Raw genomic sequence first — 13,511 nt, 5'->3', positions numbered from 1 at the left:
TCTCGTTAAAGTGTAAACGGCACTTTATTTTCCAGCACCGCCTGAATCACATTCAGTGCGCCTTCATGCTTATTATTATCGGTAGCGTAACGGGCGATTTGTTTAATGTTTTCTGCGGCATTGTCCATCGCAAAGGAATAATGCGCCATTTTAAGCATCTCTGCGTCATTGCCGCTGCCGCCAATCGCTACCACATTTTGTGGCGACAGATCCCAGCGTTTCAGTAACCGCGAAATACCGTTTGCTTTATGCAGGCCGGGAATAATCAGATCGATAAAGCCAAAACCACTTGTGACGGGCTTCATAATGCCATCGAGCGTAACGTGTAGTTTGTCGATCACTAACGGGATTTGTTCATCCGGTAGGTTGAGCGAAAACTTGAACAGTACGTCATCAATCTCCTGATAATCTTTTACAGGTTTCAGGCGATGGTAGTGTTTTGCCATCAGGGTAACGAATGCTTCTGGCGCATTTTCGCTGACATATGCACTTTGCAGACCGCAGGCGACAAAATTAAGTTGCTTATCTTTCAGCAACTCGCCAATAACAATCCGCGATTCATGTCAGGTCAGTTCGCCGTGGAACAGTTGCTTGCCATGTTCGTAAACCAGTGCGCCGTTTTCCGCGACAAAAGAGATCTCATCCTTTAGCTCAGGAAAGAATGAAATAAGCTGGTAATTACGAAGATCACCTGCGTAGTAAAGGGATTGAAAGCTAAACACTGACGCCCGGTGGCGCTGCGCTTACCGGGCCTACGTATCCTGGCGCGTAGATCCGGTAAGACGGGTGCGCCCAGACAAAGGGCACACCGCAGTTGAGCGGGCAGGGCGGTACGACCGTCAAACGTCCATACCTAATGCCCGTTTACCGTGAATATTCAGATCGCGCAGCGTGAAGCGCCCTTCCCAGGTGGTTTCATAGTCCTCGCGCGGGAAATCGCCCGGTGATGCGCCTGTCTCCAGCGCCGCTTTCACCTTACGCGCATAGGCCAGGTTTTTCTCACACATTGGCGCGGCAGGAATGTACATCACATTGCCCCAGCCCTGCTGATTTTCGACGGGGGCGACGGAGTGGATGACATCGCAATGCCACCACACGGAATCCCCGGCTTCCAGCGGCGGAATGCTGGTTAACGCCGCCATCAGTAAAGGATGCCACTGTTCAGAAATCGGTAGCACCCGGCCCGGCGCGACGCCGCATAATTCATCTTCCGGGACATCATCCAGCAGCGGGCGCAGCAGAATATACGCCATCGCCTCCGGGATAGGGACGACATGAAGCAACCCCTGACCGGGCAGCATATCGGAGAGCGCGGTCCAGCCCTGGAAGGTGCGAAATACCGAGCATTTTGTGGTGTTATCCACCGTGTACTCTTCAACGTCGGTACGGTGCGCCGCATTCCACGGATCGTACTGCTCGACGTTGCCGTTAAACACACTGGCGAATACCCGCTGATAGGCTGGCAGAAGCCAGCGCTCCAGCGCGCCGGAGTCGGTATGCGCTCCCAGTCCTTTGGATGTGGTGCCTGGCGGGCGGCGACGGATGCGATCCGGATAAATGATGCTGATATCCGGATTAAACCATCGCTTGCCGTCGTGCTCTACCTGCCACAGACGGTTGAGGAACGACTGCGCCAGCGCCATCTCTTCACTTTGGCGGGCCTGCATTTGCGCCTGCGACCAGTAGACAGGATAGATTTCAGGCCGGGAGGCGCTCAGCGTACCGAAAAAATTATCCCCCGGTCCTTTATACACCTCGTCAAAATGGTTCTTGTCCAGATAGTCGAGCATCGACTGGTCCCACGCCAGCGCCTGTTCGCGTGGAAAATGACCTTTAATCACCGCGCACCCACGGCGCTTAACCTCGGCGCGGGTGGCATCGCTAATGTTGCCCATCGCCAGTTCGCTAAAAGGGATAATTGGCCATACCGGCTGTCCCTGCGCTTTCAGAGCGTTAATTTCCGCCACCCGGGCTGCTATGGTGGCACTCAAACGGTCGAACACCGCCTGTACGTCGCCGATTTGCGCGCGTAGCGCCTGCTTCATCTGACGAATGGCCGCTTTTGGGTCGGTGGGCAGCGTTTCGTGGGTAAAAGGAGTCGTCATATCAACCTCATCGTCTTTCGTTCGAAAGTAAAATTAGTTATATGTGATACTTTAAGTTAAAATAAGGTTAATGCAAGTTTAAAATATTGCAGGGGAACACAAAGAGGGAAGCGAGAGGAAAACGTAAGGTGGCCAGGACGCCTTAATGTCTTATGCGGCTATTCCTTTCGTTCAGCCACTTTTCATTCGAAATAAATTTGTGGTTCTGCTCACATTGTTATTAAAATGTTTCTGGTCGCAGTTACAGCCAGGAGCTTAAGTATGACCGTTAACGTTGTCGTTACCGATATGGACGGCACTTTTCTCGACGATGCCAAGCAGTACGATCGTGTACGCTTCATGGCGCAATACCAGGAACTGAAAAAACGTAATATCGAATTTGTGGTCGCTAGCGGTAATCAGTACTACCAGTTGATCTCCTTCTTCCCCGAGCTGAAAGACGAAATTTCCTTCGTCGCAGAAAATGGCGCGCTGGTGTATGAACATGGCAAACAGTTGTTTCACGGGGAGCTAACCCGGCATGAATCGCGTATTGTGATTGGCGAACTGCTGAAGGATAAGCAGCTTAACTTCGTCGCCTGTGGTCTGAAAAGCGCTTATGTCAGCAAAAACGCTCCCGAGGCTTTCGTGGCGCTGATGGCCAAACATTATCACCGTCTGCAGCCGGTAAACGATTATCACGACATTGACGATATCCTGTTTAAGTTCTCCCTGAATTTGCCTGATGAACAAATTCCGCTGGTTATCGACAAACTGCACGTATCTCTGGATGGCATCATGAAGCCCGTCACCAGCGGCTTCGGTTTTATCGACCTGATTATCCCGGGACTGCATAAAGCGAATGGCATCAGTCGTCTGTTAAAGCGCTGGAACAGATCGCCACAGAATGTCGTCGCCATTGGCGACAGCGGTAATGATGCGGAAATGTTGAAAATGGCGCATTACTCTTTTGCCATGGGCAATGCCGCAGACAATATCAAAGCGCTTTCACGTTATCACACTGATGATAATAACCATCAAGGCGCGCTCAACGTCATTCAGGCCGTGCTTGACGGCACCGATCCCTTCTGATTAACAGGCCTGCGCAGGCCTGTTAAACGTAGCGCCATCAGGCAGTTCGGACATATTGCCGATGGCGCCAGGGCAAATTACAGCATATGTTCGGTACGGGCGATGATATCGTCCTGCGCATCCGGCGACAGCGCGGTGAAGAAGGCGGAGTAGCCTGCCACACGCACGACCAGATCGCGGTACTGGTCCGGATGTTTTTTCGCATCCAGCAGCGTTTCGCGTGACACGATGTTGTACTGGATATGCCAGCCTTTATGCACCTCAAAGAACGTCCGTAGCAGAACCATCAGTTTCTGTTTGTCGGATTCGTTTTCCAGCGTCGTTGGGTTCAGTTTCTGATTGAGCAGCACGCCGCCGAGAATGGAACCGGTAGGTAATTTGCCTACGGAACCAATCACCGCCGTTGGGCCGAGATGATCCGTACCCGATGCAGGGCTTGCGCCTTCCGCCAGCGGCGTATGCGCTTTGCGACCATCCGGGGTAGCCATAGTCGCGGCGCCAAATGGCACGTTTGCTGAGATAGAGGACGTACCGGCGTAATAGTTGCCGCCCACAGGGCCACGACCGTAGCGCGGGTTATGGTACTGCTTCAGCTCATCAATATAGGTCTGATAAGCGCGAGCCAGCAGGGTATCGACACTGTCATCGTCGTTGCCGTACTTCGGCGCGCCGTTAATCAGACGCTGGCGCAACTGCTCGTGAGTCAGCCCGTCAAAGTCATCGGCCAGCGCGGCGGCAAGCTGCTGTTGACCGATAACGCCCTGTTCGAAGACCAGTTTTTTCACGGCGGCGAGGCTGTTGCCCAGGTTGGCGATACCGACCTGCAGACCGGATACCCAGTCATATTTCGCGCCGCCTTGCTTGATACTCTTCGCTCGCTCAATACAGTCATCTACCAGCGCTGAGCAGAGAATATCGTGTACATTCTCTTCCAGCATGGTGTCGACCACATACTCAATTTCGATCGATTTGCGCGTGTAGTAGCGAATTTGGGTATCCCAGGCGGCCATCACTTCGTCAAAATTGTTAAAGTTGCCTGCGGAGAGCGCCTTTTCCTGCGGCAGAAATACTTTGCCGCTGGTGGCGTCGCGACCGCCTTCCAGCGCCGCCAGCATGACGCGGGCGAAGTTAATAAAGCTCATGCCGGTGCAGCGATAACCCCATTTCCCGCCGACGGCGGTTTCGATACAGCCGATCGCCGCGTAATCGTAAGCGTCCTGCGGTTCGATCCCCAACTTGATAAATTCCGGGATGACGATTTCATCATTGTTAAACGCCGGCATCCCAAAGCCGCAGCGGATGACCTGGACGCAGGCGTCAAGGAAATCGTTACTCATTCCGGCGTGATAACGCACACTGAGGTTGGGCTGGGTAGAACGCAGACGTCCACAGGACTCCAGAATGGCGTAAGACAGCGGATTCACTGCGTCCATTGGCTGACCGTTGATGAGATTCTGACCGCCAATGGTGACGTTTTGATACAGCGGGCTGCCTGCGGAAGCTTTAGAGTGCGAACCGGAGCGGATCTTGTTTACTTCCAGCAGTTTCAGCCAGCAGCTGTGCAGCAGTTCAATGGCGTGCTCACGATCCAGCGTCTGGTTTAGTTCGACATCGCGACGATAATAGGGGTAAAGATACTGGTCCATACGACCAAATGACACCGAGTGACCGTTAGACTCAATTTGTAGAATCAGCTGGATGAAGTAGCACAATTGCAGTGCTTGCCAGAAGGTCTGCGGCGGTTGGTGGGCGATCACCTCGCAGTTTTCCGCGATGGTAAGTAGCTCTTTACGACGGCTTTCACGGGACTCTTCGCCTGCCATCTGGCGCGCCAGAGCGGCAAAGCGCGTGATGTGCTGGCTTACCGCGTCCAGCACAATATCAATCGCCTTCAGGAACTGCTCGCCATGCAGATCTTCCAGCACGGTCAGGTTGATGCGTGAGCGGCGCTCGGCGACTTTATCGCGCAGGCCATCAAGCCCTTTTTCCAGCAGTAGCGGGAAGTTCACCGCCAGGTGCGCGTCACCGGAGGTCATATTGCCTTCGGCTTTGATAATGCCAGTCGCCAGAAGCCCTTTTTGTTCATCGGTAAACATGCCGTAGCAGCGATCCTGGACGGTTTGACCGCGCCACCACGGACAGACGTCGTGCAGAATACGTTTGTTTTCTTCACTTACGGAAAAACCTGCGCCGGGCCGGTCTGCCAGGTCGTCGATCTCTTTTTCAATCCATGAGACGGTATATTCCGGGAAAATCGGCGCGGCGCGGACTTCACTTGCCTGGTTGCCGACGATCAGTTCATCGTGTTTTATCCAGATAGTGCGTTCCGCCAGGTGATGGGCCAGCGCCAGCGCACGGCGTACCGGAATCGGTTTATCCAGATGCTGCTGATACATTTCGGTATAATGCTGCGCGCGTTCGGTACAGACCGGCGGTTTCACGATATGTACCAGCGCGGTTTTGTGCGCCTTAATGCGGTCACTGAGCGTGTCCAGTTTCAGTTGGGTCATGATAATTATCCTCGTAGGGTCGCGGTTAAACCTTTTTGGCAGGCGTACTTCTGGGCAAAATCAAGTAACGCCGGCGCATCCAGTGGTTTATCCGGGGCATGATAGGGTTGACTGAGTAAGTGGTATTTATTGATGCCCAGCGTGTGGTAGGGCAGAAAATGAATTTCCCCGACGTGCAGTTCGTCGGCGGCAAAGTCGGTAATGGCTTTAATGGCCTCCTCATCGGCATTAAATCCCTGAATCATCGGGACGCGAATCACCATTTTTTTGCCCGCGGCGGCGAGTTTCCTGAGATTTTCCAGCACCCGCGAGGCGCTGCCATCGGTCCACTGCTTAAACGGCCCGTCGGCGACATGTTTCAAATCAGCCAGAAACAGATCGATATAAGGCAGTGAGGGCGCAATGTATTTCCATGGAACATGCAGACAGGTCTCAACCGCTGTATGAATACCGGCGTCATGGCTGGCTTTAAACAGCTCTGCCGCCAGTTCCGGCTGCATAAACGGTTCGCCGCCGGAAAGCGTAAGACCGCCGCCGCTGCGATCGTAAAAAGGTTTATCGCGCAGTACCGTCGCCATGATCTCATCCACGCTTTTTATTTCGCCGCACACGGTTAACGCCTGTGTGGGGCAGCAATGCGCCAGGACTGAAAAATGGGCGTCGGTCAGTTTCTCGCGATGGATGAGCAGGCCGTTTAGCGCGCGCTCAATGACGTCCGGCGCGGCTTGCGCGCACAGGTCGCATCCTTCGAGACACAGCCGCGCGTCGTATAACAGATCCTGAGCGCGGGCGCGGCTTTCCGGGTTCTGGCACCAGCGACAGCCCAACGAACAGCCTTTGAGAAATACTACGGTACGGATACCGGGGCCATCGTGGGTAGAATAGCGCTGAATATTGAAGATCATAAACGGCCTCTCTTATTTCATATAAAGATTAAATTACTTTCGAATGAAAGTTATCTTGATGTGCGTCAACGAATGGAGAGGTTCTGACAAAGAGGCGTTAAATGAGGTACAACATCACGGTTTGAGGCTGTGATATGGCGTTTAAGATGATGCCGCGCTGCTTGAGCCGATCGTCAGTCGGAGCTTGGGTAAGCTGGCTTTGCGTCTGATGACAGTAATTATCTGTTGATACAGCACGGCCATAAACCGTGCTTCGGTATGTTTATTCGTAAAGTGGCTACTGTCCGCAGACTTCACAGCCGGGGTTGCGCATTAACTTCATTTCGCGGAACTGACAGGTCATCGCATCGTACATGACGATTTTTCCGCTGGCAGGCTGACCGTAATGCGCCAGTAGCTTAATGGCCTCCATTGCCTGTAGCGAACCGATCACGCCAATCAGCGGCGCCATCACCCCTGCCTCTACGCAGGTCAGAGCGTTTTCGCCAAACAGACGGCTCAGGCAGCGGTAACAGGGTTCGTTTTCCCGATACGTAAAGACGGTAACTTGTCCTTCCATACGAATTGCCGCGCCGGAGATTAGCGGCACTTTCGCGGTATAGCATCCGGCGTTAAGTTGATTACGTACGCTAACGTTATCGGTACAGTCCAGTACCAGCGAATGCCCGGCAATCAGGCTGGTCATAGCGTCGTCGTCCAGCCGCGCGTTAACGGGCGTAATGGTAATATGCGGGTTGATTCGCGCCAGCGCGTCGCGGGCGGACTCTACCTTTGGCTGCCCGACCGTCGCGTCGCTGTGCAAGATTTGACGCTGGAGATTGGAAACGGAAACGGTATCAAAATCGAGTAGCGTCAGTTGCCCGACGCCAGCGCCGGCCAGATACTGCGTTGCCGCGCAGCCGAGTCCGCCCAGCCCGACCACTAATACCCGCGCATCTTTTAACGCTTCCTGCCCTTCAAAATCGAAGCCGCGCAGAATAATTTGTCGGTTATAGCGCAGCATCTCCTGGTCGCTAAGTTCCGCCATTACAGGCCTCCGAACAGAGCATTAAACGGCTCGACTTCCACCCATTCTCCCGGCTCAACATTGCCGCGTTCACGCTCCAGCACAATAAAGCAGTTGCCCAGACTAAACGAGCTGAAAATATGTGAACCCTGGTGTCCGGTGGTCGTGACCTCCAGTTCGCCGTTGGCGCTACGTTGCAGAATGCCGCGCTGGAAATCGAGACGCCCCGGCGTTTTCTTTAGGCGAGATGTTGTGCGTACACGCTGGCGCGGCGGTACAGCGCTTGCCGTGTTGCCGCCAAGCTTCGCCAGTAAAGGCTGAACCAGTTGATAAAACGTGAGCGCCGCAGAGACTGGATTCCCCGGCAGGCCACAGAACCAGCTATTACGGAGCTTGCCGAAGGCAAACGGTTTGCCTGGCTTGATAGCCAGCTTCCAGAAGGCGATTTCGCCCAGCTCCTCAAGGATGGTTTTGGTATAGTCCGCTTCACCAACCGAGACGCCGCCGGAGCTTATCACTACATCGGCCTGGCTGTCGGCGTCGATAAATGCGGCGCGAAGCTTATCGGGATCGTCAGGAATAATGCCTAAATTGATCACTTCGCAGCCAAGCTGTTGCAGCATCAAATGTATAGTTAGACGGTTAGTGTCATAAATTTGTCCCGCCTCCAGCGGCTGGCCCGGAAGCTGGAGCTCGTCGCCGGTCGAGAACAGCGCTACGCGCACTTTACGTACAACCTGCGCATCGGCAATTCCCAGCGACGCCAGCACTGGCAGTTCGGCAGTAGTCAGGCGCGTACCGGCCGGAAAGACCACCGCATCCTGGCGAATATCCTCGCCGCGGCGGCGGATGTTTTGTCCGCAACGAACATCGGCGGTAAAACGCACGCCGTCATCGGTTTGTTCCGTCTGCTCTTGCATGACTACCGCCTCGCAACCTGCCGGTACCGGGGCGCCGGTCATAATGCGAATGCAGGTTCCCGCAGGCCACTCTCCCTGGTAGGGCTGACCGGCAAATGCTTTGCCGGCGACGGGCAGCGGCTTATCGGCGGACAAATCCGCCACGCGTACCGCATAACCATCCATAGCTGAATTATCAAAGCCGGGGACATCGAGGGGAGAAACGATATCGGTCGCCAGGATGCGGCCAAAGCAGTTCACTAGCGGCGACGTTTCTACAGCGGTGAGCGGGGTAATACGTGAAAGCATCTGGGTCAGCGCCGTTTCAAGCGGCATCAATCCGGCGGAAAATTCCATGAACATACTCCTGCGAGGCAAAATCGAATCCGGCTATTATGTCAGAAAACAGTGTCGGGCAGTATGCTACCTCGGTCTTAGAGACGGCCTTGCGCCTTTACATACCTTACGCATCTTTCTATATTCAAAAATCGAATGAATAACTCACAACAATTCTGATAGTTATAGTAAAAGTTGTGTGCCACCGTTAATGGACCCTAAAAATGAATAAAGCAGTGATTGCGATTCACGGCGGCGCAGGCGCGATTGCTCGCGCGCAAATGAGCCATGAGCAGGAGCTACGCTATATCCAGGCGCTGTCAGAGATTGTCGAAAGCGGGCAAAAGATGCTGGAAGCAGGTGACAGCGCGCTTGATGTAGTGACGGAAGCGGTGCGCCTGCTGGAAGCGTGTCCGCTCTTCAATGCGGGTATCGGCGCGGTCTATACCCGAGACGGAACTCATGAACTGGATGCCTGCGTGATGGACGGCAATACCCTGAAAGCCGGAGCCGTCGCGGGCGTGAGTCATGTTCGCCATCCTGTGCTCGCCGCCAGACTGGTGATGGAGCGTAGCCCGCATGTACTCATGGTGGGGGAAGGGGCGGAAAACTTTGCCTTTTCACAGGGGATGGCGCGCGTTTCGCCGGATATCTTTTCCACCCCGGCGCGTTACGAGCAATTGCTGGCGGCGCGTGCGGCGGGTGAAATGGCGCTCGATCACAGCGGCGCGCCGCTGGACGAAACGAAAAAAATGGGTACAGTCGGCGCGGTAGCGCGGGATAAATTCGGTAATCTGGCGGCGGCAACGTCTACCGGCGGGATGACCAATAAATTGCCCGGGCGCGTCGGCGACAGCCCGCTGGTCGGCGCCGGGTGTTATGCCAACAACGCCAGCGTCGCCGTTTCCTGTACCGGAACGGGAGAGGTCTTTATTCGCACGCTCGCGGCTTACGATATCGCCGCATTGATGGAATATGGCGGACTCAGCCTTGCCGACGCCTGTGAGCGCGTGGTGATGGAAAAATTACCGGCGCTGGGCGGCAGCGGTGGATTAATCGCCGTTGATCACGAAGGTAATGTCGCGTTGCCGTTTAACAGCGAAGGGATGTATCGCGCCTGGGGATATGCCGGGGATACGCCTACCACAGGAATTTACCGGGAATAAGGAGCCGCAGGTGCCGCACAGCGATGAACTGGATAGCCGCGATGTTCTGTCCGTCAGTGGCCTGAATATCGCGTTTCACCACGAAGGGCAACAGGTAGACGCCGTGCGTAATGTGTCATTACGCCTGAAGCGTGGAGAGACTCTGGCGATTGTCGGCGAGTCGGGATCGGGAAAATCGGTGACGGCGCTGGCGTTAATGCGGCTGATTGAGCAGTCGGGCGCGAACGTGCGCTGCGGCGAAATGCTGTTGCGTCGGCGTAATCGCCAGGTGATTGAGCTGTCTGAGCAGAGTGACGCGCAGATGCGGCGTGTGCGCGGCGCGGATATCGCCATGATTTTCCAGGAGCCAATGACCTCGCTCAACCCGGTATTTACCGTTGGCGAGCAAATTGCCGAATCTATTCGTTTGCATCAGGGGGCCAGCCACGAAGAGGCGCTGGCGGAAGCGAAACGTATGCTCGATCAGGTACGGATCCCGGAGTCGCAGGCGATTTTATCGCGTTATCCGCATCAGCTTTCCGGCGGGATGCGCCAGCGAGTCATGATCGCGATGGCGCTATCCTGCCGTCCGGCGGTATTGATTGCCGATGAACCCACCACGGCGCTGGATGTCACTATCCAGGCGCAAATTCTGCAACTTATCAAAGTGTTGCAGCAAGAGATGTCGATGGGTGTGATTTTTATCACCCACGACATGGGCGTCGTGGCGGATATTGCCGATCGCGTGCTGGTGATGTATCAGGGCGAGGCCGTGGAAACCGGCAGCGTAGAGCAGATTTTCCATGCGCCGACGCATCCTTATACCCAAACGTTACTGGCCGCCGTCCCTCAGCTTGGCGCGATGCGCGGCCACTCGCTGCCACGCCGTTTCCCGTTGATTTCCGCTGACGAACCGGCCCTTTATGAATCGCAGATTGAGCAAGACACGGTGGTGGAAGGCGAGCCTATTCTCCAGGTTCGGGGGCTGGTGACGCGATTCCCGCTGCGTAGCGGTCTCTTTAACCGCGTTACGCGTGAAGTTCATGCCGTTGAGAATATCAGTTTCGATCTCTGGCCGGGCGAAACGCTATCGCTGGTGGGCGAGTCCGGTAGCGGAAAATCGACGACCGGACGCGCGCTGCTGCGGTTGGTTGAATCACGGCAGGGGGAGATTATCTTTAACGGCCAGCGCATTGACACGCTGTCTGCGGGTAAACTCCAGCCGTTGCGCCGCGATATTCAATGTATTTTCCAGGACCCTTACGCCTCGCTCGACCCGCGCCAGACCGTGGGGTATTCCATTATGGAACCTTTACGGATTCATCGCCTGGGGCAGGGGGACGCTGCGGCAAAGCGCGTGGCCTGGTTGCTTGAGCGTGTCGGATTACGTCCTGAACATGCCTGGCGTTATCCGCATGAGTTTTCCGGTGGTCAACGTCAGCGCATCTGCATTGCTCGCGCGCTGGCATTGAATCCTAAAGTGATTATTGCTGATGAGGCGGTCTCCGCGCTGGATGTTTCCGTTCGCGGGCAGATCATTAATTTATTGCTCGATTTACAACGGGAAATGGGGATCGCCTACCTGTTTATTTCGCATGATATGGCGGTCGTGGAGCGAATTAGCCATCGCGTGGCGGTGATGTATCTTGGTCAAATTGTTGAGATGGGGCCGCGGCGCGCCGTTTTTGAAAATCCGCAGCATCCTTATACGCGTAAATTGATGGCGGCGGTGCCGGTTGCTGATCCCTCCAGACACCGGCCGCGGCGCGTTCTGCTATCAGATGATATACCCAGCAATATTCATAAACGTGGCGAAGAGACGCCCGCCGTTTCATTACAGTTGGTCGGGCCGGGACATTATGTCGCGCGGCCGCTGCAGGATAATGCGCTCTCGCGCTTATAACATTCAGACAGGCAGGGTTTCAGGAGAACAACATGACGCAATTTATTACGCATAAATGGCTGGCGGCGCTGGGACTGGCCTCATCCATTGCGGCTTTTCCGGCCCTGGCGGCCAAAGATGTGGTGGTGGCGGTAGGGTCTAATTTCACCACGCTCGATCCGTATGACGCCAACGATACACTCTCGCAGGCGGTGGCGAAGTCATTTTATCAGGGGCTGTTTGGCCTGGATAAAGACATGAAGGTAAAAAACGTCCTGGCGAAAGGCTATACCGTTTCTGATGACGGTCTGACCTACACCATTACCCTACGGCAGGGGGTGAAATTTCAGGACGGCGCGGATTTTGATGCGGCGGCGGTGAAAGCGAATCTCGATCGCGCCAGCAATCCGGATAACCACCTCAAGCGTTATAACCTGTATAAAAATATCGCAAAAACGGAGGTTGTCGACCCGGTAACGGTAAAAATTACCCTGAAACAGCCGTTCTCCGCTTTCATTAATATTCTGGCGCACCCGGCGACGGCGATGATCTCGCCGCAAGCGCTGGAAAAATATGGCAAGGATATTGGTTTTCATCCGGTCGGTACCGGTCCATACCAGCTTGAAACCTGGAATCAGACCGACTTTGTCAAAGTGAAAAAGTTCGCCGGTTACTGGCAGCAGGGCTTACCCAAGCTGGATTCTATTACCTGGCGTCCGGTTACTGACAACAATACCCGCGCGGCGATGCTGCAAACTGGCGAAGCGCAATTTGCTTTTCCTATCCCTTATGAGCAGGCCGCGTTACTGGCGAAAAATAAAAACCTCGAACTGGTCGCCAGCCCGTCCATTATGCAGCGTTACATCAGTATGAATGTGACGCAGAAGCCGTTTGATAATCCTAAGGTGCGTGAGGCGTTGAATTACGCTATCAATCGTCAGGCGCTGGTTAAAGTGGCGTTTGCCGGATACGCCACGCCGGCGACGGGCGTGGTGCCGCCGTCGATAGCCTATGCGCAAAGCTATCAGCCGTGGCCCTATGATCCGGCTAAAGCGCGCGAACTGTTGAAAGAGGCGGGGTATCCAGACGGTTTCAGTACCACGCTGTGGTCATCGCATAACCATAGCACCGCGCAAAAAGTGTTGCAGTTTACCCAACAGCAACTGGCGCAGATTGGCATTAAAGCCCGGATAACCGCGATGGACGCCGGCCAGCGCGCCGCGGAAGTTGAGGGCAAAGGGCAAAAAGAGAGCGGCGTGCGAATGTTCTATACCGGCTGGTCGGCGTCGACGGGCGAAGCTGACTGGGCGTTATCGCCGCTCTTCGCATCACAAAACTGGCCGCCGACGCAGTTTAATACCGCTTTTTACAGCAACAAGCAGGTCGACAGCGATTTAGCGGCGGCCTTAAAGACCAACGATCCGCAGGAGAAAACACGATTGTACAAAGAGGCGCAGGATATTATCTGGAAAGAGTCGCCCTGGATACCGTTGGTGGTGGAGAAATTGGTTTCTGCGCACAGTAAAAATTTGACCGGTTTCTGGATTATGCCGGATACCGGTTTCAGCTTTGACGATGCGGATTTGAAGTAAGTAATGCGATGGGGCTGGATGGCGCGCGCGTTGTCCGCCATCCGGTAAAAGGTTCGTGTG

9 protein-coding genes and 1 pseudogene are annotated in these 13,511 nt (G+C 54.8%); 4 read left to right on the top strand and 6 right to left on the bottom strand.

The genetic code is table 11. The features are described 5' to 3' along the window. Nucleotides 1–5: 5 nt before the first annotated feature. Both ABVM99_RS21955 and ABVM99_RS21950 read right to left on the bottom strand, forming a co-directional pair. A pseudogene (locus ABVM99_RS21955) lies at nt 6–677 on the bottom strand (Cof-type HAD-IIB family hydrolase); the annotation flags it as partial. Between the two features lie 162 nt (nt 678–839). Further along, complete coding sequence (locus tag ABVM99_RS21950; protein WP_023195596.1) at nt 840–2,105, bottom strand: DUF1479 domain-containing protein; 1,266 nt, start codon at nt 2,103–2,105, stop codon at nt 840–842. A 261-nt stretch (nt 2,106–2,366) separates the two neighbouring features. Between ABVM99_RS21950 and ABVM99_RS21945 the strand changes: the two genes are divergently transcribed. Further along, nucleotides 2,367–3,176, top strand: a complete 810-nt coding sequence (locus ABVM99_RS21945) for a Cof-type HAD-IIB family hydrolase (RefSeq protein ID WP_000217907.1) — start codon at nt 2,367–2,369, stop codon at nt 3,174–3,176. A 77-nt stretch (nt 3,177–3,253) separates the two neighbouring features. Here ABVM99_RS21945 and ABVM99_RS21940 read toward each other — a convergent pair whose 3' ends face one another. The 4 genes from ABVM99_RS21940 to moeA form a co-directional block, all read right to left on the bottom strand. After that, nucleotides 3,254–5,686, bottom strand: coding sequence for a glycyl radical protein (locus tag ABVM99_RS21940; protein WP_000192661.1), 2,433 nt, complete (start codon nt 5,684–5,686; stop codon nt 3,254–3,256). Between the two features lie 5 nt (nt 5,687–5,691). Continuing rightward, nucleotides 5,692–6,591 (bottom strand): glycyl-radical enzyme activating protein, encoded by a 900-nt coding sequence (locus tag ABVM99_RS21935; protein ID WP_023195751.1) that lies wholly within the window; start codon nt 6,589–6,591, stop codon nt 5,692–5,694. Between the two features lie 277 nt (nt 6,592–6,868). Next, nucleotides 6,869–7,618, bottom strand: coding sequence for a molybdopterin-synthase adenylyltransferase MoeB (gene moeB, locus ABVM99_RS21930; RefSeq protein WP_000829271.1), 750 nt, complete (start codon nt 7,616–7,618; stop codon nt 6,869–6,871). Then, a complete protein-coding gene (gene moeA, locus ABVM99_RS21925) occupies nt 7,618–8,853 on the bottom strand; it encodes a molybdopterin molybdotransferase MoeA (protein WP_052938235.1) in 1,236 nt (411 codons plus the stop codon). Before moeA ends, moeB begins: the two co-directional genes overlap by 1 nt. 203 nt (nt 8,854–9,056) lie before the next feature. Between moeA and iaaA the strand changes: the two genes are divergently transcribed. From iaaA to gsiB, 3 genes are read left to right on the top strand one after another with little or no spacing between them, the layout of a single operon-like run. Beyond that, on the top strand, nt 9,057–9,998 hold the full coding sequence (gene iaaA / locus ABVM99_RS21920; RefSeq protein WP_001030503.1) for a beta-aspartyl-peptidase: 942 nt from the start codon (nt 9,057–9,059) through the stop codon (nt 9,996–9,998). A gap of 10 nt (nt 9,999–10,008) precedes the next feature. Then, on the top strand, nt 10,009–11,880 hold the full coding sequence (gene gsiA / locus ABVM99_RS21915; protein ID WP_052938234.1) for a glutathione ABC transporter ATP-binding protein GsiA: 1,872 nt from the start codon (nt 10,009–10,011) through the stop codon (nt 11,878–11,880). 32 nt (nt 11,881–11,912) lie between these two features. Continuing rightward, on the top strand, nt 11,913–13,451 hold the full coding sequence (gene gsiB, locus ABVM99_RS21910; RefSeq protein ID WP_023195537.1) for a glutathione ABC transporter substrate-binding protein GsiB: 1,539 nt from the start codon (nt 11,913–11,915) through the stop codon (nt 13,449–13,451). Nucleotides 13,452–13,511 lie beyond the last annotated feature (60 nt).

The organism is Salmonella sp. SJTUF15591 (assembly GCF_043356435.1).
GTDB lineage: Bacteria > Pseudomonadota > Gammaproteobacteria > Enterobacterales > Enterobacteriaceae > Salmonella > Salmonella enterica.
The sequence above is the reverse complement of the archived record's forward strand: the minus strand, read 5'-3'. Positions and strand labels throughout refer to the sequence as shown.

What these genes read in the sequence shown, in the direction of transcription:
- ABVM99_RS21950 (WP_023195596.1), bottom strand. Translation starts at nt 2,105, where the DNA reads ATGACGACTCCTTTTACCCACGAAACGCTGCCCACCGACCCAAAAGCG.
- ABVM99_RS21945 (WP_000217907.1), top strand. Translation starts at nt 2,367, where the DNA reads ATGACCGTTAACGTTGTCGTTACCGATATGGACGGCACTTTTCTCGAC.
- ABVM99_RS21940 (WP_000192661.1), bottom strand. Translation starts at nt 5,686, where the DNA reads ATGACCCAACTGAAACTGGACACGCTCAGTGACCGCATTAAGGCGCAC.
- ABVM99_RS21935 (WP_023195751.1), bottom strand. Translation starts at nt 6,591, where the DNA reads ATGATCTTCAATATTCAGCGCTATTCTACCCACGATGGCCCCGGTATC.
- moeB (WP_000829271.1), bottom strand. Translation starts at nt 7,618, where the DNA reads ATGGCGGAACTTAGCGACCAGGAGATGCTGCGCTATAACCGACAAATT.
- moeA (WP_052938235.1), bottom strand. Translation starts at nt 8,853, where the DNA reads ATGGAATTTTCCGCCGGATTGATGCCGCTTGAAACGGCGCTGACCCAG.
- iaaA (WP_001030503.1), top strand. Translation starts at nt 9,057, where the DNA reads ATGAATAAAGCAGTGATTGCGATTCACGGCGGCGCAGGCGCGATTGCT.
- gsiB (WP_023195537.1), top strand. Translation starts at nt 11,913, where the DNA reads ATGACGCAATTTATTACGCATAAATGGCTGGCGGCGCTGGGACTGGCC.